This is a genomic window from Micromonospora sp. CNZ296, assembly GCF_007827635.1.
Genome location: NZ_VISW01000003.1, coordinates 358,694 through 375,729, shown reverse-complemented (window position 1 = coordinate 375,729; position 17,036 = coordinate 358,694). Strand labels below are relative to the sequence as shown.

Here is a 17,036-nt window from a genome sequence, read left to right as displayed (position 1 = left end):
CCGGCTTGCCACGCCGAGTACGGTGCTGACGTGGCAACCGTCCTGCTGGTCGAAGACGACCACGTCGTGCGCGGCGCCATGCTGCGGTCGCTGACCGACCGCGGGCACGCGGTGCACGCGGTCGGCACCGCGCTGGACGCACTGCGCCGGGTCGCCGCGGAGACGCCGGACCTGGTGGTGCTCGACCTCGGCCTGCCCGACCTGGACGGCTCGGACGCGCTGCGCATGCTGCGCGGCATCACCGATGTGCCGATCATCATCGCCACCGCCCGCGACGACGAGCAGTCGGTGGTACGGCTCCTGCGCGCCGGGGCGGACGACTACATGGTCAAGCCGTTCACCGGGGCGCACCTGGACGCCCGGATCACCACTGTGCTGCGGCGGGCCGGCCGGGCCAGCCGTACCGTCGCGCCGGCCGTGCACACGGTCGGCGGCCTGCGGGTGGACGTGGGCGAGCGCAGCGCGGTGCTGGACGGGGAGGCGCTGGCCCTGACCCGCAAGGAATTCGACCTGCTGGCGTATCTCGCCGCGCGTCCCGGCCGGGTAGTGTCCCGGCGGGAACTCTTGGAGGAGGTATGGCGGCAGCCATCGGTCGGCGAGGACCAGACCATCGACGTTCACCTGTACTGGCTCCGCCGCAAAATGGGCGAGTCCGCGGCGAAGCCGCGCTACCTGCGCACCGTGCGGGGGGTCGGCTTCCGGCTGGTGGCGCCGGACTGAGGTTCAGCCTCGCCGGGCTCACCGCGGGGCTGTGCGGCCTGATCGCGCTCGCCTTCCTCGTCCCGCTCGGGCTCACCCTCGCCGACCGCACCCGGGAGGCGGAACTGGCCGACGCCGCCCGCCGGGCCGCGCTGGTGACCGGCGCGCTGGCGGTCAGCACGGACACCGCGACGATCGAACGGGCGGTGGCCGCCGCGGCCGGCGACGATCCGGCCATGCGGCCGGTCGTGCACGGCATCGGCGCTGACGAGTCGGCCGGCCGCGCGAACCCGCAGGTGCTCGCCGACGCCGCCGCGCAGCGGCGGTCGGTGGTGACCGAGGTGGACGGCGGGGTGCTGCGGCTGGACCCGGTGGTGCTGGGTGACCGGGTCGCCGTGGTGGAGGTCTTCGTCCCCGACGAGGTGCTCGACTCCGGCGGCGGCGGGCGGTGGCTGCTGCTGCTCGCGATCGGCCTGGCGCTGGTCGGCGCGGCGGTCGCCGTGGTCGACCGGGTGGCGGCCCGGGCCGTGGACGCCACCGGCGACCTGGTCAAGGCGGCGCTCGCGGTGGGTGACGGCGAGCTGGGGGTACGGGTCGAGCCGACCGGCCCGCGTGAGCTGGCCGAGGCCGGGCACGCGTTCAACCGGATGACGGAACGACTGGTGGCGCTGCGCGCCGACGAGCACGAACTGGTCGCCGACCTGTCGCACCGGCTGCGTACGCCGCTGACCGCGCTGCGGCTGGACGCCGAGGCGCTGGAGTCCGACGACACGAGCATCGGCACGTTCAGCGAGGCGGAGCTGGACCGGCGGCGCGGCATCCGGCGTATCCGGCAGGCGATCGTCACGCTGGAGGGCGAGGTCGACCAGCTCATCAAGACGACCCGCAAGGCGGTCGCCCAGGAGTCGGCGCCGGCGTCGTGCGACGTGAGCGAGGTGGTCCGGGACCGGATGGTCTTCTGGTCGGCGCTGGCGGGTGACCAGAACCGGCCGCACCGGGTGGTCGGTGCGCAGTTGCGGATCCCGGCGCCGGTGCCCCGCGCCGAGCTGGCCGCCGCGCTGGACGCGGTGATCGGCAACGTGTTCCGGTACACGCCGCAGGGCACCGCGTTCGAGGTGGCGGTGAGCCGCCGGGACGGCTGGGTGGCGATCCGCATCGACGACGCCGGGGCCGGCATCGCCGACCCGGACCGGGCGTTGCGCCGGGGCGAGAGCGACAAGGGCTCCACCGGGCTCGGGCTGGACATCGCCAAGCGGGTCGCGTTGCAGGCGAACGGTTCGGTGAGCATCGACCGGGCCCGGCTCGGCGGGGCGAGTGTGGTGATGCTGCTGGCCGACCCGGACGCGGCGCCCCGGCCGGTGAACCGGTTCGGGCTGGTCGGGCGGATGGCCCGGGAGGCACGCGAGCCGCGTCCGGGGCGGCGCTGGCCGCGCCCGCGCTGACCGCTGACTGTGTACGGGCGCAAGTTCTCCTTAAAGGTGGTTTAACGACGGCCGGAAAACCGGCGTGAACTGCCAGGATCGCTGACAGAACCCATCAGTTCCGTCGGCCGGGACGCCCCGTAAGACCTTCCGGCCGACGGATCATGCGCGCGGCGGGAGTCCGGTCCCCCCACACCTCGCTCCCGTCGCGCGCGCTCTCCCGTCGATCCCGGGCGCGAGGTGACCGTCATGCCACCGGCCGTCAGTCGTCTGCTCCGCTGGGCCGCCGTCATCGGCCTGGGCATCGCACTCACGCTCGCGGTCTGGCAGGACCCGGTGCTCGCGCACGGTCCCGTCCGGCCCGTGCCCGTCGCTCCCGGTCCCACTGCCGCGCTCGCCGCGCTGGCGCTGTCCGGGCTGATGCTGACCGCGCGGCGCCGGCCGCCTCGGGGATCGCGACGACCGGCACCGGTACGGCCGCTCAGCGTGCCGCGCTCGCCAGGTACGCGTCGATCTCGGCGGTGATCCGGGCCTGCTCGGCCGGCGTCAGGAACGCCGCGGCCACCGCCTCCCGGGCCAGCGCGGCCACCCCGTCCGGGCCGAGCCGCAGCAGCCGGGCGGCCACCGCGTACTCGTCGTTGAGCGTGGTGCCGAACATCGGCGGGTCGTCGGAGTTGATGCTGACCGGCACGCCGGCCTCGACCAGCAGCGGCAGCGGGTGCGCGTCCAGGCTGGGCACGGCGCGGGTGCGCACGTTGGACGTCGGCGAGATCTCCAGCGGGATCCGCCGCTCGGCGAGGTGGGTCAGCAGCGCCGGGTCCTGCGCGGCGGAGATGCCGTGGCCGATCCGCTCGGCGCCCAGTTCGCGCAGCGCGTCCCAGATCGTCTCCGGGCCGGTGGTCTCGCCGGCGTGCGGCACCGAACGCAGCCCGGCCGCCCGCGCCTGGTCGAACCACGGCTTGAACTGCGGCCGGGGCACCCCGATCTCGGGGCCGCCGAGGCCGAAGCTGATCAGCCCGTCCGGTCGTTCGTCGAGTGCGATCCGCAGCGTCTGCTCGGCGGCGGGCAGGCCGGCCTCGCCGGGGATGTCGAAGCACCAGCGCAGCGCGATGCCGAAGTCGGCCTCGGCGCGCTTGCGGGCGTCCTCGATCGCCTCGCAGAACGCCGGCGCCGGGATGCCACGGTTGACGTGCGAGTACGGCGTGACGGTCAGCTCGGCGTAGCGGACCTGCTGGCGGGCCAGTTCCCGGGCGACCTCGTGGGTGAGCAGCCAGACGTCGTCGGCGTCGCGGATCAGGTCCACGACGCTGAGGTAGACCTCGATGAAGTGGGCGAAGTCGCGGAACGCGAAGTAGTCGGCGAGCGCCTCCGGGTCGGCCGGGACCGGGCTGCGCCCCTCGTGCCGGGCGGCCAGCTCGGCGACGATCCGGGGCGAGGCCGAGCCGACGTGGTGCACGTGCAGCTCCACCTTTGGTAGTCCGGCGATGAAGGTGGGCAGGTCGGTCACGAGTTCTCCTCTGCGCGGGCGCCGGTGCGGGCCACCATGAAGATCCGGCGGAACGGGAAGTACACCTGACCCTGCCGCACCGGGTACGCCTGCGCGAGCCGTACCCCCAGCTCGGCGCGGAAGGCGGCCCAGCCGGCGGCGTCCAGCGCGGCGCGGACCGGGCGCAGCGCGGTGCCCTCCATCCAGGCCAGCACCGGGTGGTCGGCGCCGGTGGCGGGCAGCAGATGCACGTACGTAGTCTCCCAGGCGTCGACCGCGCAGCCCGCGCCGGTCAGCAGCGTGGCGTAGCCGACGGGCTCGTCGACGGGGGCCTCGCGCAGCTTCCCGGCGAGCGCGTCGCGCCACCGGTCCCGGGCGGCGACGGAGCGCAGCAGCCGGTGCGACGGCGCGTCGAAGTTGCCGGGGACCTGGAACGCCATCCAGGCGCCGGCCGGCAGCGCGGCCGCCCAGCGGCGGAGCAGGTCGCGGTGTTCCGGCACCCACTGGAGCACGGCGTTGCCGACCAGCACGTCCACGTCGGGCTCCGGCCGCCAGTCGCGGACGTCGGCGACGGCGTACGTGACCGGTCCGCCCTCGGCGGTCGCGCGCTCGATCATCTCCGGGGAGGAGTCCAGGCCGGTGACCCGGCTGCCGGGCCAGCGGGCGGCGAGCGTGGCGGTGAGGGTGCCGGGGCCGCAGCCGAGGTCGACCACGGCGCGCGGGTGCTCGTCGCCGACGCGGGCCAGCAGGTCGTGGAACGGCCGGGAGCGCTCGTCGCCGTAGCGCAGGTAGGTGCGCGGATCCCACATGACAGCCTCCAAACCGTACGTACGTCTTGTTAGACCGTACGGCCCGGCGCGCGCCACGGCAAGCCGCTCACTAGGCTCGACCGGGTGGAACAGCGCAGCTTCGACCGGCTCGGCCGGCACGTCGGCATCATCGGACTCGGCGCGTGGCAGCTCGGCGCGGACTGGGGCGAGGTCAGCGAGGACGCGGCGCTCGCCGTACTGGCCGCCGCCGTCGACGCGGGCGTCACCTTCCTGGACACCGCCGACGTGTACGGCGACGGCCGCAGCGAGGCCCTGATCGGCCGGTTCCTGCGCTCCCGCCCCGGACACGGGCTCACCGTGGCCACCAAGATGGGCCGCCGGGTCGAGCAGACGCCGGAGGCGTACACCCTCGACAACTTCCGGGCCTGGACCGACAGGTCCCGGGCCAACCTCGGCGTCGACACGCTCGACCTGGTGCAGCTGCACTGCCCGCCCACCGCCGTCTTCGCCGACGACCGGGTCTTCGACGCGCTCGACACCCTCGTCGCCGAGGGACGCGTGGCCGGGTACGGCGTCAGCGTGGAGACCTGCGACCAGGCGCTCACCGCCATCGCCCGGCCCGGTGTGGCGAGCGTGCAGATCATCCTCAACGCGGTCCGGCACAAGCCGCTGGAGCGGGTGCTGCCCGCCGCCGCTGCCGCCGGGGTCGGGATCATCGCCCGGGTGCCGCTGGCGAGCGGCCTGCTCTCCGGCCGGTACGACGAGAACACCACGTTCCCGGCGAACGACCACCGCACGTTCAACCGGCACGGCGAGTCGTTCGACGTGGGCGAGACGTTCTCCGGCGTGGACTACGACAGCGGCCTGGAGGCGGTACGCCGGCTCGCGCCGCTGGTCGGCGAGGACCGCACGATGGCACAGTTCGCGCTGCGGTGGGTTCTCGACCAGCCCGGCGTCACTGTGGTGATCCCCGGCGCCCGCTCCCCCGAGCAGGCGCGGCGCAACGCCGAGGCGGCCGGGCAGCCGGCACTGACCGAAGTGGAGCTGGCCGCGGTGCGGGCCACCTACGACGAGCTGATCCGCCCGCAGGTGCACGACCGGTGGTGAGCCGGCCGTCCGGCGCGGCGTCGCCGGGCACCCGCGGCGGCGGGCATGCTGGAGCGGGACTGTCGTCGTCGGAGGGGGAACGATGAGGGGTTGGTTCCGGCTCACCCTGGGGCTGCTCGCCGTGGTGCTCGGTGCGCTGTGGACGGTGCTGGGCCTCGGGTACGTCGAGGGCAGCATCATGAGCGACCAGCGGATCTGGGCGCTGGTCGGCCCGGTGCTGGTCCTGTTCGGACTGGCCGGGCTCTGGTGGGGCATGCGGGCGCGACGCCGCTGAGGCACCGGGTAAGGCGAAGCCCCGCCTCCCGTGCGGGATGCGGGGCTTCCGGCACCGGCCGGCGCGGCCGGTGCGGTCAGCTCAGATGGGGCGGACCTGCTCGGCCTGCGGACCCTTCTGACCCTGGGCGATCTCGAACTCCACCCGCTGGTTCTCCTCCAGCGTGCGGTAGCCGCTGGTCTGGATGGCCGAGAAGTGGACGAACACGTCAGCACCCCCGCCGTCGACGGTGATGAAGCCGAAGCCCTTGTCAGCGTTGAACCACTTCACGGTTCCCTGCGCCATGTGTATCTCCTTCTAAAACTGGCGGCCGAGCACGCCGTGCGGCCGATTGGCCGTTTTCGAGCAGCGGCGCCTGAGGCGGCCCCCAATGCAGGAGACTTCTCTCAACCCACGCGTCTCTCAACAGCGTGAGACAGCAAACCACGTACGCAAAAACTTCGCACAGCCTAGCGGACGAAATTCTCCGACATGTGACCTGAAGGTCGTGCGGACGGCGCTGCGCGGCCCGCCGGAGCCATGCGAAAGGCCCCTTTCCCGCGCTCGGGAAAGGGGCCTTTCCGGCCTTTTCGTCAGTCCGGCCAGCGACCGGTCAGACGGCGTACGCCCACCGCCCCGCCCCTGTCGACGGCGGCCCGCACCACCGAGAAGATGGCCCCCTGCAGGGCCGCGGCGGCCAGCACCTCGCCCCAGCGGCGGTCCTCGTCGGTGGCGCTCGGCGCCTCGCCGTCGCCCGCCGTCACCTTCCAGACCTGACGGAAGATCGCCCCGGCGACGGCACCGGCGGCCAGGCCGAGCAGCACCCCCACCGGCTTGTACGCCGCCTTGCCGACCCTGCCACTCACCTGCGCCTCCCTCGGACGATCACCAGCACCACCGCGGTCACCAGCGCGCCGGCCGCGATGGCCGCCCACGGCAACGGGTTGCGCCCGACCGCCTCACCCTTCTCGTACGCCTGCGCCCGGACCAGCCGGGCCCGCTCCGCCGCCCGCCCGCGCACCCGGGCCGCGGTCAGCGACGCCTGCTCCCGCATCCGCGCCTTCGCCGCCTCGGCGGAGTGCCGCACCAGCGCCTTCGGATCGGCCCTGGCCGCGAGCAGCTCCATCGTCTCACCGAGCTCCACCCGGGTCCGGCGGATCTCCTCCCGGAGCGCCGCCACGTCCCCGGTCCCGTTACCGGTCATGCCCGCCTCCCGTCCTTCACCGCGGCGGTGACCGTGTCGACGTCCGCCCGAACGCTGCGGACCGCCGCCTGGGGCACCGGCGGGACGGCACGGCTGACCTGCTTCTTGCCCACCAGCGCCAGGATCCCGGCGAGCAGGAACAGCGCCACCGCCACGATCAGGGCGGCCAGCCACGCCGGCATGACAAGCGCCAGCAGCAGGATCACGGTGGCGACCAGGGCGCCGGCGCCGTAGAGCGCCATCACCCCGCCGCCGCCGAACAGACCGATCCCGATCCCGGCGTGCTTGCCCTTCTGGGTCAGCTCCGCACGGGCCAGGGCCAGCTCGTCCCGCACCAGGCGGGTGACCTGCTCGGTGGCGCGCTGTACCAGTTCGGCGGTGGACGGCTCGCTCCCGGTCCGCGACGTGCTGCGACTCGCGACGTCAGCCATGCTGTCCTCCTTTCGTCATCACCGCGCTGTATGCCCGGAGTCGCCGCCCGTCAATCCTGCGCGGAGCAGCCGGTCCGCCCGGCCGCGCGCCGCCGGAACCCGGTGCCGGGCACCGGATCCGGGGCGTGCGCACCACGTCCCCCGCAGCGGCCCGGCCAAACCCGCCCGGCCGGAAAGCCGCTCGTACGCGCCGAACCCCCGGCGCCGTGGGCGGCCGGGGGCTCCGATCGGGGGTACGGGGTCAGCGACGTGCCTCGGCGTGCTCCTCCCGGCCCACGAACACCTCGCTGCGGGCCTCGCCGTCGTCGCTGCCGCCGAAGACACGCGCGTCGTCGGGCGCCTCGGTGCCGGTCGGGCGGCGTACCGGGCGGCGCGGCTGCACCGCCTGCCAGGGCAGCGGGCCGGTGGCCTCGCCGACCTCGGCGCGCAGCCGGGGCAGGGCGGTCGGGCGCTGGTCGCGTACCCAGGTCACCAGGTGCTCGCGGACCAGGCACCGCAGGTCCCACAGGCTGCCCGCGTCGGCGGCGCTGACCAGCGCGCGGACCTTGACCATGCCGCCGGTCGCGTCGGTCACCTGGAGCACGCAGACCCGGCCGTCCCACAGCTCCGTGCCCTCGCACAGGCGGCGCAACTCCTCCCGCATCGCCTGCACCGGAATCGACCAGTCCAGCTCGAACTCTGCGGTGCCGAGCACCGCCGCCTCGGTCCGGGTCCAGTTCTGGAACGGCCGGCTGGTGAAGTACGAGGTGGGCAGGATCAGCCGGCGGTCGTCCCAGATCTGCACCACCACGTAGCTGAGCGTCAGCTCCTCGATCCGGCCCCACTCCCCCTCGACCACCACCACGTCGTCCAGGCGTACCGCGTCGCTGAACGCGAGCTGGAGACCGGCGAAGACGTTGGCGAGCAGGCTCTGCGCGGCCAGCGCGGCGACCGCGGCGATCACACCGGCGGAGGTCAGCACACCGGCGCCGACCCCGCGTACGGCCGGGAACGTCATCAGCATCACGCCGACCGTGAGGATCACGATCACCGCGATGGTGAGCCGGCGCAGCAGCACCACCTGCGTGCGCACCCGGCGGGCGTGCCTGTTGTTCGGCACGTCGACCCGGAACCGGGCCAGCGCGGTGTCCTCCGCCACCACCAGCAGCGAGGCCACCAGCCATGCGGTGGCGGCGATCGTCGCGAGCACCAGCGTGTGCAGGACGAACTGCCGCCACGGGCTGCCGACCGCGTACGCGGTGGTGAACCGGACCGCGAACTGCACCGCGGCCACGGTGAGGGCGAGCTGGAACGCGCGGTGCGCGTGCTCGGTCAGCTCGGTCATCAGCAGCGAGCGGCGGCCGAGGCGGCGGATGACGCGGTGCACCACCTGGGCCAGCACCAACGCGATCGCCGCCGCGGCGAGCGCGGCGGCGACTGTCACGACATAACTCTGCACGAACTCTCTCTCCCTCCGACCGGGCGGGAATCGGGCAAAGGCCCAATGGTGCCCGGCGGCCCGGGTATCGACCAGGATCAGACCTTGCGGTACCGGGACTGGAAGAAGCAGTAGACACCGAACGCGGCGATGCCGAGCGCCATGAGCGCCAGCAGCCACGGCCCGTACGACTGGTCGCGCAGCGTCCGCAGCGCGGCGTCGAGGCCACGCGCCTTCTCCGGGTCGTAGTTCACAGCGGCGACCACGATCAGCAGGCCGGCGATGGCGAACACGGCGCCCCGGGAGGCGTACCCGGCCATGCCGAGCCGACGGGTGAGCTGGCGGGTCTTCGGGCTCATCTCGCCGGTCTTGAGGTTGCGCTCGAACTTCTTCTTCAGGCCGTAGACGACCATGCCGATGCCGAGCGCGGCGAGCGCGAGCCCGGCCAGGCCGACCAGCCACCGGCCGCCGTCGGAGGCCATCAGCTTCTCGGAGAGCTGCTGCTGCTGGTCGGAGGCGTTGGAGCTGGCGTCCTGGAAGACCTTGATCGCGGTCCAGCCCAGCCAGACGAACACGACGACCCGGACCACCGAGGCGATCCGTTCGAACAGTCGTTCCTTGCCCGTCCTGGACACGTGGCCGGAGATCGCCTCGAAGGCCTGCCAGATCGCCATGGCGAACAGGCCGACCGCCATCGCGATCAGGAGGAACTTCCCGAGCGGCTGTTCACCGAGAGTGCGCAGCGCGCCGTTCTGGTTTCCCTCCTCGCCCGAGTTCCCGAAGGCGATCTGCAGCGCCAGCCAGGCGAGGAGCAGGTGCACGATTCCGTATCCGATGAAGCCGGCACGGGTCAACAGTTCGAGCCACCGGCTGTTTCGAGCCTGGGCGGCGGTGGCTCCGGCGTTCCGGGTGAGAGACATGAGCCCTCAATCTCCCGGCGGGCGATTTTCCAAACGTCGCCGCCCGCCGGGACGGCCGAAACCGATCAGGCGCTGAGGTCGCGGGCGACCCGCACCACCACCTGCTGATCGTTGACGCTGTCCAGGCTGACCTGGAAGCCGGCGACCTCGGTGGCCTGCTGGCCCACTGTGAGCGAGAGCTGTTCCCCGGCGACCTCGACGGTGACCTGGTCGCCTTCGGCGCCGATCAGCTTCGCCTCGACGCCGAGGATCCGGGCGCTGGCCTCCACGCCGCGGTCGAAGGTGATCGTGCAGGCGTCCAGACCGCAGTCGGTCTCGGCGCCTTCGGAGCTGCATCCGGCGAGCAGTGCGGCGCCGAGGGCGAGACCGGCGAGCAGACCGGCGGCGCGACGGGCGGGGGCGGAGGTGGCGCGTCGGATCGTCACCCGTCCAAGGATAGGCGGCGAACGCCACAGCGGCCTCGCGGGCGAGCGCGGGACGGCCACGCCGGGCAGGGCGTCCGGGGTGCGCGCTAGGGTGCCGGAATGGCTTTCGACGTCGCCCGGGTCCGGGCCGCCTACCCTGCCCTGGGCGAGGGATTCGTCCACTTCGACGGTGCCGGGGGCACCCAGACCGCCGCCGCCGTCGTCGAGGCGGTGGCCGGGGCGATGCGCGCCGCGACGGGCAACCGCAGCACCGCCTTCCTGCCCGGGCGCCGGGCGCTGGATCTGGTCGCCGGGGCGCGGGCCGCGGTCGCCGACCTGCTCGGCGCGCAGCCGTCGGGCGTGGTGCTCGGGCCGAGCGCGACAGCGCTGACGTACACGCTGGCCCGGACGCTCGGCGCCGGCTGGCGTCCGGGCGACGAGGTGGTCGTCTCCCGCCTGGACCACGACGCGAACGTCCGCCCGTGGGTGCAGGCCGCGCAGTCGTCCGGCGCCACCGTGCGCTGGGCCGAGTTCGACCCGGCGACCGGTGAGCTGCCCGCCGGTCAGTACGCCGACCTGGTCACCGAGCGCACCCGGCTGGTCGCGGTGACCGCCGGCAGCAACGCGATCGGCACCGTGCCGGACGTGGCGGCGATCGCCAAGACCGCGCACGCCGCCGGCGCGCTGGTGTGCGTGGACGGCGTGCACTCGGTGCCGCACGGCCCGACCGACCTGGCGTCGCTCGGCGCGGACTTCCTGGTGACCAGCGCCTACAAGTGGTCCGGGCCGCACCTGGCGGCGATGGTCGCCGACCCGGCGCGCTGGGAGGCGCTGCGCCCGGCGAAGCTCGTGCCCTCCGCCGACGCGGTGCCGGACCGGTTCGAGTACGGCACGCCGAGCTTCCCGCTGCTGGCCGGGGTGACGGCCGCGGTGGACCACCTGGCCGGCCTGGACCCGGAGGCGACCGGCGACCGGCGGGAGCGGGTACGCGCCGGTCTGGCAGCCGCGCAGGCGCACGAGGAGGCGGTCTTCGACCGGCTGCTCGCCGGGCTGGCCGACCGCCCGTTCGTGACCGTGTACGGCGCACCGGCGCGGCGCTGCCCGACCGTGTCGTTCCGGGTGGCCGGCCTGGCCCCGGCGCAGACGGCTGCGGCGCTGGGCGAGGCGGACCTGTGCCTGTCGCACGGCGACTACTACGCCCACGAGTACTTCGAGGGCATGGGCCTGCGGGGCAGCGGCGGGGCCGTGCGGGCCAGCGTCTACCACTACAACACCGCCGACGAGGTGGACCGGCTGCTGGCCGAACTGGACCGGCTGGCCGGGCCCGAGGGGAGAATGATCCGGTGAGCTTTCTGGTCGAGGAGAACACCGCCGCGCGCCGCTTCGAGATCCTGGTGGACGACGCGCTGGCCGGGTTCACCGCGTACACGCTCCGGGGCGAGACGCTCGTGTTCACGCACACCGAGGTCGACGACCGGTTCCAGGGTCAGGGCGTCGGGGCCGCGCTGGTCCGGGGCGCGCTGGACCAGGTCCGCGCCCGGGGCGGCCGGATCGTGCCGCAGTGCCCGTTCGTGGCCTCGTTCATCGAGCGCCACCCGGAGTACGCCGACCTGGTGGCAGACAAGCCGTGAGGCCCGGTCCGGCCGGGGGACCTCCCCACCCGGCCGGACCGGGAGTCAGCGCGCCCCGGTCAGCACCTCGGCGGCGGCCCGTGCCGCCGCGGCGGTGGCGCCGTGGGTGGCCAGGTGCACCGCACCGGTGACCAGCTCGGGCACGCCCAGCTCGACCACCACCGCGTCCGGGCGGGCGACGAGCGCACGGCGTACCGCGTCCCGCATCCAGTCGTGCCGGTGCAGGTCGCGCACCACGAGCACCAGCGGCCGGCCGGCGGGCGCCGCGCCCGGGTCGGCCGGTACGGCGTCGGCGGCGTAGCGGGCGGTGGTGGTGCCGGGCGCCAGGTGGGCCAGCGGTGCGGCGATGCCCCACGGCGTCTCCTCGCCGATGGCGATGTTGCGCGGGGGCGCGAACTCCACGACGTGGGCCGGACCGGTCAGCGGCAGCAGCCCGGCGTCGCCGGTGACCCGGACCGCGCGGCGGGCGGCGGCGAGCCCGATCGGTGAGCCGTCGGCGGGCGGCGTGCCGGTGGCCCGGCGGGCGCGGGCGGCGACGCTCCACGCGGCGAGCTGACCGACGCGCTTGGCCGCCTCGGCGAGCCGCTCCTCGGGCAGCTCCCCGCTGATCACCGCCGCGACGATCGCGTCGCGCAGCTCGCGGGCGTCGGCCTCGGTGGCCCGTTCCCCGCCGACGCAGATCGCGTCCGCGCCGGCCACGAGCGCGCGCACGGCGGCGCCGGTGAAGCCGTACCGGTCGGCCACCGCGCGCATCTCCACCGCGTCGGTGACCACCACGCCGCCGAAGCCCATCTCCTCGCGCAGCAGGCCGCCGAGCACGCGCGGGCTGAGCGTGGCGGGCAGCTCCGGGTCCAGCGCCGGCACCAGCAGGTGGCCGGTCATCACCGCCTGCACCCCGGCGGCCACGGCGGCGCGGAACGGGGCCAGCTCGACCGCGTCGAGGCGGGCCCGGTCGCCGCCGATGCGGGGCAGGTCGTGGTGCGAGTCGACACGGGTGTCGCCGTGCCCGGGGAAGTGCTTGGCGCAGGCGGCGACGCCGCCGGCCTGGAGGCCGCGTACCCAGGCGGCGGTGTGCCGGGCGACCAGGTCCGGGTCGGCGCCGAAGGAGCGCACCCCGATGACCGGGTTGGCCGGGTTGGAGTTGACGTCGGCGTCCGGGGCGTAGTCCAGCGTGACGCCGACGGCCGCGAGTTCGGCGCCCAGGTCGCGGGCGACCTCCTCGGTCAGCGCCGGGTCGTCGACAGCGCCGAGCGCGTAGTTGCCGGGACGGGAGCTGCCCCGGGCGGACTCGATCCGGGTGACGTCGCCGGCCTCCTCGTCGATCGCCACGATGACGTCGGGCCGCTCGGCGCGCAGGTTCGCGGTGAGCGTGGCGACCTGCTCGTGGTCGACGACGTTGCGGGCGAACAGGACCACCGAGCCGAGGCCCTCGCCGAGCCAGCGGCACACCCACGGCGGCGGTGTGGTGCCGACGAACCCCGGTTGCAGGACGGCGGCGGCGAGCGCCGCCAGGTCTCCGGTCGATCCCTCGGTCCGCTCGCTCATGTGCTGTCGTACCCCCGTCTCCCCCACGGACCCGCCGGGGCCGGCGGGTGCTGACATGGTCACACCGCGCAGCTAAATAGTCAACAATCCTTACTGTTAGCCGCTGGCGCCCCCGGACCTCGCGTGGGAGAGTTCCCACATGTCCGCTCTGCCGCTCGCCGACGCCACCAGCGCCGCCGACATCCCCGGCGTACGCCTGCTCGGCCTGGTGGTCGGCGGCCTGTTCCTGCTGATCGCGATCCGGGCCATGTTCCGCCGCTGATCCGCGCCGGGCGGTGAGCGGCGGTGCCGGTTTCGCGCGGGATCGCCGGGGGTAGCTGAGGCGCTTGATGAAACTGACCACGCACTCCTCCAGCCTGCGCCGGGCGGCGCGGAACCTGTTCGGCTGGACCGCGCTGCGGCCCAACCAGCTCGCCGCCATGCGCGCCGTGATGAAGCGCCGTGACGCCCTGGTGGTGCTGCCCACCGGCGCCGGCAAGTCGGCGATCTACCAGATCCCGGCCAGCCTGATCCCCGGCCCGACTGTGGTGATCTCCCCCCTGCTGGCGTTGCAGCAGGACCAGATCGCCGCGCTCAACGAACGGCAGCGCCCGGAGCTGCGCGCGGTGCGGATCAGCTCGGACGAGAGCGCCGCCCAGCAGGCCGAGGCGATCGAGGACATCCGCGCCGGGCGCGCGGAGTTCCTGTTCATCACGCCGGAGGCGCTGAGCAACCCGGACCGGCTCGCCGAGGTCCGCGAGCTGAAGCCGGCGCTGGTGGCGATCGACGAGGCGCACTGCATCTCCGCGTGGGGCCACGACTTCCGGCCGGACTACCTGGCGCTCGGTCACCTGATCGACGGTCTCGGCCGCCCGCCGGTGGTGGCGCTCACCGCGACCGCCTCCCCGCCGGTACGCGACGACATCATCGCCCGGCTGCGGCTGCGCGAGCCGGAGGTGGTGGTCTCCGGGCTGGACCGGCCCAACCTCTTCCTGGAGGTGGCCCACTGCCCGACCGACGACTACCGGTGGCGGCGGCTGATCGCGCTGCTGCGCGACGACGAGCGGCCCGGAATCATCTACGTGCCGACCCGGCGGGCGGCCGAGGAGCTGGCCGAGCGGCTCACCGGCGCCGGTTTCCCGGCCGAGTTCTACCACGGCGGCATGCCCACCGCGGCCCGGCACGAGCTGCACGAGGCGTTCCTCGCCGACCGGGTGCCGATCATGGTGGCCACGTCGGCGTTCGGCATGGGGATCGACAAGCCGAACATCGCCTGGGTGGTGCACATGGCGCTGCCCGACTCGCCGGACAGCTACTTCCAGGAGATCGGCCGGGCCGGGCGCGACGGCTCGCCGGCCCGGGTGCTGCTGCTGTGGCGCGCCGAGGACGTCGGCCTCCAGCGTTACTTCAGCGGCGGTCTGCCGGACGAGAAGGAACTGACCGAACTCGCCGCGGTGCTGCGCGGCAAGGCCCGCAACCGCAAGGAGCTGCGCGAGCTGACCGGCCTCGGTCCGCGCAAGCTGGGGCAGTACCTGTCCCTGCTGGAGCAGGTCGGCGCCGCCGAGCCACGGGCCAAGCAGCGCATCGGCGCACCCCGGTACGCGCCGGCGGCCGCCGACTCCGGCCGCGCCGCGCTGGCCGAGGCGGAACGGCAGCAGACAGTGACCCGGTCGCGTACCGACATGATGCGCGCCTTCGCCGAGACCACCGGCTGCCGGGGGCAGGCCCTGCTGGCGTACTTCGGTGAGCAGATGCACGAGGTCTGCGGGCACTGCGACAACTGCCACGCGGGCACCAGTGTGGCGGGTGACGGCGCGGTCGGGCCGTTCCCGGTGCACAGCCAGGTACGCCACCCGGAGTGGGGCGCCGGTCTGGTGCTCAGCTACGAGGAGGACCGGATGACGGTGCTCTTCGACGAGGTGGGCTACAAGACGCTGTCCGTGCGCGTGGTGTCCGAACAGGGCCTGCTGGAGCTGGACTAGCCTGACCCGGGCGCCGCGGGGGCGCCCGTCGACAACGACGACCACGGCGAAAGGGGCCTGATCGTGATCGAGCAGCCGGCGTACACCCGGTTCGGCGTCTCCGACGAGGAGTGGGGACTGCTTGTGGGGCTGCCGCAGTCGGTGCTCACCGCGGCGGCCGCCGCCGAGTCCGACGGCACCCGTCGCACCATGGCCGAGAACGCCGCCGGGCTGGAGACCATCGCCGCCGGCCGGGAGTCGGCCAGCCCGCTGGTCGCCGCGGTGGCCGGTGAGGTCGTCGACCGGGTGGGCGACCCGGAGACCGGCGCGGAGCTGCCGGTGATCACGCCGCAGGACCCGAAGGCGATGATCGAGGACGTGCTGGCCCGGGCCGGGCAGGCGTCCGCGCTGCTCGCCGCGCGGGTGGACGAGGGGCAGGCCGGGGCGTACCGGCACTGGCTGGTGGACATCGCCGAGCAGGTGGTGGGCGCGGCCTCCACGGGCGGCATCCTGGGCCTCGGCGGCGACGCGGTGACCGATTCCGAGCGCCGTTTCCGCGACCGGCTGTCCCAGGTGCTGAACGACTGAACGGACTCCTAACAGAGGTTTCCCCGGTCCGTCAATGACGGACGTCACGGCCCCACGGGTGTCGCTTTTCGGCCCCGTGGGGCGTCCTGTTTGTGCAGGGCGTGACGAACACGGGGAGTCGTTCTATGGACGGGAAGCTGCACCGGCAGGTCCTCGACACGCAGGCGCTGCCGCCGCGGGAGCGGTTCGGCATGTGGCTGGACATGATGGCGAGCACCCCGACGCCGCTGCGGGTGCGCACCGCGCACGCCGACGACTTCGTCGCCCGGGCCGAGTTCGTCGACCTGGGCCGGATGCAGCTCATCCGCTACCGCTACCCGTCGGTGGACTGCGTGCGCACCTCGAAACTGATCCAGCGCTCCGACCCCGACTACTACCTGCTCGCGCTGACGCTCAGCGGCACCAGCCAGGCCGACCAGGAGGGGCAGCGCGCCCGGTGCCGCCCCGGCGACCTCACCTTCTACGACTGCTCCCGCCCGCACGAGGTCAGTCACCACGCCGACCCCGCGGGGTCCGCGTACGCCCACTCGATCGTGGCCCTGATGCCGTACGACGCGCTGCCGTTGCCGCCCCGCCGGCTCGCTCCCCTGTTCGCCGGCCGGATGTCCGGCTCGGAGGGCGTCGGCGGGCTGGTCGCCGACTTCCTCATCCGGATCACCGCGAACCCCGAGCAGTACCACGCGGCCGACGCGGAGCGGCTCGGCGCCGTCGGTCTCGACCTGGTCGCCACGCTGCTGGGCCGCAACCTCGTCTCCGAGGACGAGATGCCCACCGAGGTCCGGCGCCGGGCCCTCCAGGCCCAGGTACGCGCGTACGTGCGCCAGCACCTCGGCGACGCCACGCTCGACCCGGGCGCGATCGCCGACGCGCACCACATCTCGGTGCGCTCCCTGCACCGGCTCTTCGAGGACGAGGAGACCACAGTTGCCGCGTACATCAGGGACGAGCGGCTGGCCCGGTGCCGCCGCGACCTCGCCGACCCGGCGCTGAGCGACCGCTCGATCCAGGTCATCGCCGCCCGCTGGGGCTTCCGGGACAAGGCGCACTTCAGCCGGGTCTTCCGGACCACGCAGGGCGAGACGCCGCAGGAGTACCGGGCCCGTCACCTGGAATCGGCACGGATCGTCAACAGCACGGCATCCGCCGTCAACCTGTCCCGTACATACTGAAACCCGGGCCTGTACCGCTCGCGGTGGGCCCGCGGATATCGGGGGGCCGGG

General features: G+C 74.0%; 20 protein-coding genes. 10 read left to right on the top strand and 10 right to left on the bottom strand.

The genetic code is table 11. The features are described from left to right. The first annotated feature begins 30 nt into the window (after positions 1 to 30). Together FB455_RS07225 and FB455_RS07220 are read left to right on the top strand one after the other, a co-directional pair. Complete coding sequence (locus FB455_RS07225) at positions 31 to 720, top strand: response regulator transcription factor (protein ID WP_013285422.1); 690 nt, start codon at positions 31 to 33, stop codon at positions 718 to 720. 29 nt (positions 721 to 749) lie between these two features. Further along, complete coding sequence (locus FB455_RS07220) at positions 750 to 2,141, top strand: HAMP domain-containing sensor histidine kinase (protein WP_030270308.1); 1,392 nt, start codon at positions 750 to 752, stop codon at positions 2,139 to 2,141. A gap of 460 nt (positions 2,142 to 2,601) precedes the next feature. Here the strand turns inward: FB455_RS07220 and FB455_RS07210 are convergent, their stop codons facing one another. After that, positions 2,602 to 3,627 carry an adenosine deaminase gene (locus tag FB455_RS07210; protein WP_013285420.1) on the bottom strand — a complete coding sequence of 342 codons (1,026 nt, stop codon included), beginning with the start codon at positions 3,625 to 3,627 and terminating at the stop codon, positions 2,602 to 2,604. Then, positions 3,624 to 4,415 (bottom strand): trans-aconitate 2-methyltransferase, encoded by a 792-nt coding sequence (locus FB455_RS07205; RefSeq protein ID WP_013285419.1) that lies wholly within the window; start codon positions 4,413 to 4,415, stop codon positions 3,624 to 3,626. The genes FB455_RS07210 and FB455_RS07205 overlap by 4 nt, the downstream gene beginning before the upstream one ends. Before the next feature lie 84 nt (positions 4,416 to 4,499). Between FB455_RS07205 and FB455_RS07200 the strand changes: the two genes are divergently transcribed. Further along, on the top strand, positions 4,500 to 5,483 hold the full coding sequence (locus FB455_RS07200) for an aldo/keto reductase (protein ID WP_013285418.1): 984 nt from the start codon (positions 4,500 to 4,502) through the stop codon (positions 5,481 to 5,483). Between the two features lie 82 nt (positions 5,484 to 5,565). After that, entirely contained in the window at positions 5,566 to 5,757 is a 192-nt protein-coding gene (locus FB455_RS07195; protein WP_013285417.1) for a hypothetical protein, read from the top strand. An 81-nt stretch (positions 5,758 to 5,838) separates the two neighbouring features. Here the strand turns inward: FB455_RS07195 and FB455_RS07190 are convergent, their stop codons facing one another. The 7 genes from FB455_RS07190 to FB455_RS07160 all read right to left on the bottom strand — a co-directional run bounded on the left by FB455_RS07190 (position 5,839) and on the right by FB455_RS07160 (position 10,133). Continuing rightward, positions 5,839 to 6,042 carry a cold-shock protein gene (locus tag FB455_RS07190; protein WP_007075740.1) on the bottom strand — a complete coding sequence of 68 codons (204 nt, stop codon included), beginning with the start codon at positions 6,040 to 6,042 and terminating at the stop codon, positions 5,839 to 5,841. A 287-nt stretch (positions 6,043 to 6,329) separates the two neighbouring features. Next, positions 6,330 to 6,602 (bottom strand): DUF4235 domain-containing protein, encoded by a 273-nt coding sequence (locus tag FB455_RS07185; RefSeq protein WP_013285416.1) that lies wholly within the window; start codon positions 6,600 to 6,602, stop codon positions 6,330 to 6,332. Beyond that, a complete protein-coding gene (locus FB455_RS07180; RefSeq protein ID WP_013285415.1) occupies positions 6,599 to 6,940 on the bottom strand; it encodes a DUF3618 domain-containing protein in 342 nt (113 codons plus the stop codon). The genes FB455_RS07185 and FB455_RS07180 overlap by 4 nt, the downstream gene beginning before the upstream one ends. Then, positions 6,937 to 7,371, bottom strand: coding sequence for a phage holin family protein (locus FB455_RS07175; RefSeq protein WP_013285414.1), 435 nt, complete (start codon positions 7,369 to 7,371; stop codon positions 6,937 to 6,939). The genes FB455_RS07180 and FB455_RS07175 overlap by 4 nt, the downstream gene beginning before the upstream one ends. Positions 7,372 to 7,612: 241 nt before the next feature. Next, positions 7,613 to 8,809, bottom strand: a complete 1,197-nt coding sequence (locus tag FB455_RS07170; RefSeq protein WP_013474842.1) for a mechanosensitive ion channel family protein — start codon at positions 8,807 to 8,809, stop codon at positions 7,613 to 7,615. Between the two features lie 77 nt (positions 8,810 to 8,886). Next, positions 8,887 to 9,708, bottom strand: a complete 822-nt coding sequence (locus tag FB455_RS07165; protein ID WP_013285412.1) for a DUF1206 domain-containing protein — start codon at positions 9,706 to 9,708, stop codon at positions 8,887 to 8,889. A gap of 65 nt (positions 9,709 to 9,773) precedes the next feature. Beyond that, positions 9,774 to 10,133 (bottom strand): hypothetical protein, encoded by a 360-nt coding sequence (locus FB455_RS07160; protein ID WP_013285411.1) that lies wholly within the window; start codon positions 10,131 to 10,133, stop codon positions 9,774 to 9,776. Positions 10,134 to 10,232: 99 nt separating this feature from the next. On the opposite strand from FB455_RS07160, the gene FB455_RS07155 reads away from it, so the two are divergent. Together FB455_RS07155 and FB455_RS07150 are read left to right on the top strand one after the other, a co-directional pair. Further along, on the top strand, positions 10,233 to 11,459 hold the full coding sequence (locus tag FB455_RS07155) for a cysteine desulfurase-like protein (protein ID WP_030270313.1): 1,227 nt from the start codon (positions 10,233 to 10,235) through the stop codon (positions 11,457 to 11,459). Beyond that, positions 11,456 to 11,743 (top strand): GNAT family N-acetyltransferase, encoded by a 288-nt coding sequence (locus FB455_RS07150; protein ID WP_030270315.1) that lies wholly within the window; start codon positions 11,456 to 11,458, stop codon positions 11,741 to 11,743. Before FB455_RS07155 ends, FB455_RS07150 begins: the two co-directional genes overlap by 4 nt. 45 nt (positions 11,744 to 11,788) lie before the next feature. Here FB455_RS07150 and FB455_RS07145 read toward each other — a convergent pair whose 3' ends face one another. Next, positions 11,789 to 13,288 (bottom strand): glycoside hydrolase family 3 protein, encoded by a 1,500-nt coding sequence (locus FB455_RS07145; RefSeq protein WP_030270317.1) that lies wholly within the window; start codon positions 13,286 to 13,288, stop codon positions 11,789 to 11,791. A 139-nt stretch (positions 13,289 to 13,427) separates the two neighbouring features. Here FB455_RS07145 and FB455_RS34710 point away from each other — a divergent pair, with 139 nt between their 5' ends. The 4 genes from FB455_RS34710 (at position 13,428) to FB455_RS07130 (ending at position 16,985) form a co-directional block, all read left to right on the top strand. Continuing rightward, positions 13,428 to 13,550: a hypothetical protein gene (locus FB455_RS34710; protein WP_013285408.1), complete on the top strand. Its 123-nt coding sequence runs from the start codon at positions 13,428 to 13,430 to the stop codon at positions 13,548 to 13,550. A gap of 67 nt (positions 13,551 to 13,617) precedes the next feature. Then, the gene (locus FB455_RS07140) at positions 13,618 to 15,249 is read left to right on the top strand and encodes a RecQ family ATP-dependent DNA helicase (RefSeq protein ID WP_013285407.1); all 1,632 of its coding nucleotides are present in this window, start codon (positions 13,618 to 13,620) and stop codon (positions 15,247 to 15,249) included. A gap of 63 nt (positions 15,250 to 15,312) precedes the next feature. Further along, a complete protein-coding gene (locus FB455_RS07135; protein WP_013285406.1) occupies positions 15,313 to 15,816 on the top strand; it encodes a hypothetical protein in 504 nt (167 codons plus the stop codon). Between the two features lie 125 nt (positions 15,817 to 15,941). Continuing rightward, positions 15,942 to 16,985, top strand: a complete 1,044-nt coding sequence (locus tag FB455_RS07130) for an AraC-like ligand-binding domain-containing protein (RefSeq protein ID WP_013285405.1) — start codon at positions 15,942 to 15,944, stop codon at positions 16,983 to 16,985. Positions 16,986 to 17,036: the final 51 nt, after the last annotated feature.

Coding starts and splice junctions, on each gene's coding strand:
- FB455_RS07205 (WP_013285419.1), bottom strand. CDS start 4,415: ATGTGGGATCCGCGCACCTACCTGCGCTACGGCGACGAGCGCTCCCGG.
- FB455_RS07195 (WP_013285417.1), top strand. CDS start 5,566: ATGAGGGGTTGGTTCCGGCTCACCCTGGGGCTGCTCGCCGTGGTGCTC.
- FB455_RS07190 (WP_007075740.1), bottom strand. CDS start 6,042: ATGGCGCAGGGAACCGTGAAGTGGTTCAACGCTGACAAGGGCTTCGGC.
- FB455_RS07180 (WP_013285415.1), bottom strand. CDS start 6,940: ATGACCGGTAACGGGACCGGGGACGTGGCGGCGCTCCGGGAGGAGATC.
- FB455_RS07175 (WP_013285414.1), bottom strand. CDS start 7,371: ATGGCTGACGTCGCGAGTCGCAGCACGTCGCGGACCGGGAGCGAGCCG.
- FB455_RS07165 (WP_013285412.1), bottom strand. CDS start 9,708: ATGTCTCTCACCCGGAACGCCGGAGCCACCGCCGCCCAGGCTCGAAAC.
- FB455_RS07155 (WP_030270313.1), top strand. CDS start 10,233: ATGGCTTTCGACGTCGCCCGGGTCCGGGCCGCCTACCCTGCCCTGGGC.
- FB455_RS07145 (WP_030270317.1), bottom strand. CDS start 13,288: ATGAGCGAGCGGACCGAGGGATCGACCGGAGACCTGGCGGCGCTCGCC.
- FB455_RS34710 (WP_013285408.1), top strand. CDS start 13,428: ATGTCCGCTCTGCCGCTCGCCGACGCCACCAGCGCCGCCGACATCCCC.
- FB455_RS07140 (WP_013285407.1), top strand. CDS start 13,618: ATGAAACTGACCACGCACTCCTCCAGCCTGCGCCGGGCGGCGCGGAAC.
- FB455_RS07130 (WP_013285405.1), top strand. CDS start 15,942: ATGGACGGGAAGCTGCACCGGCAGGTCCTCGACACGCAGGCGCTGCCG.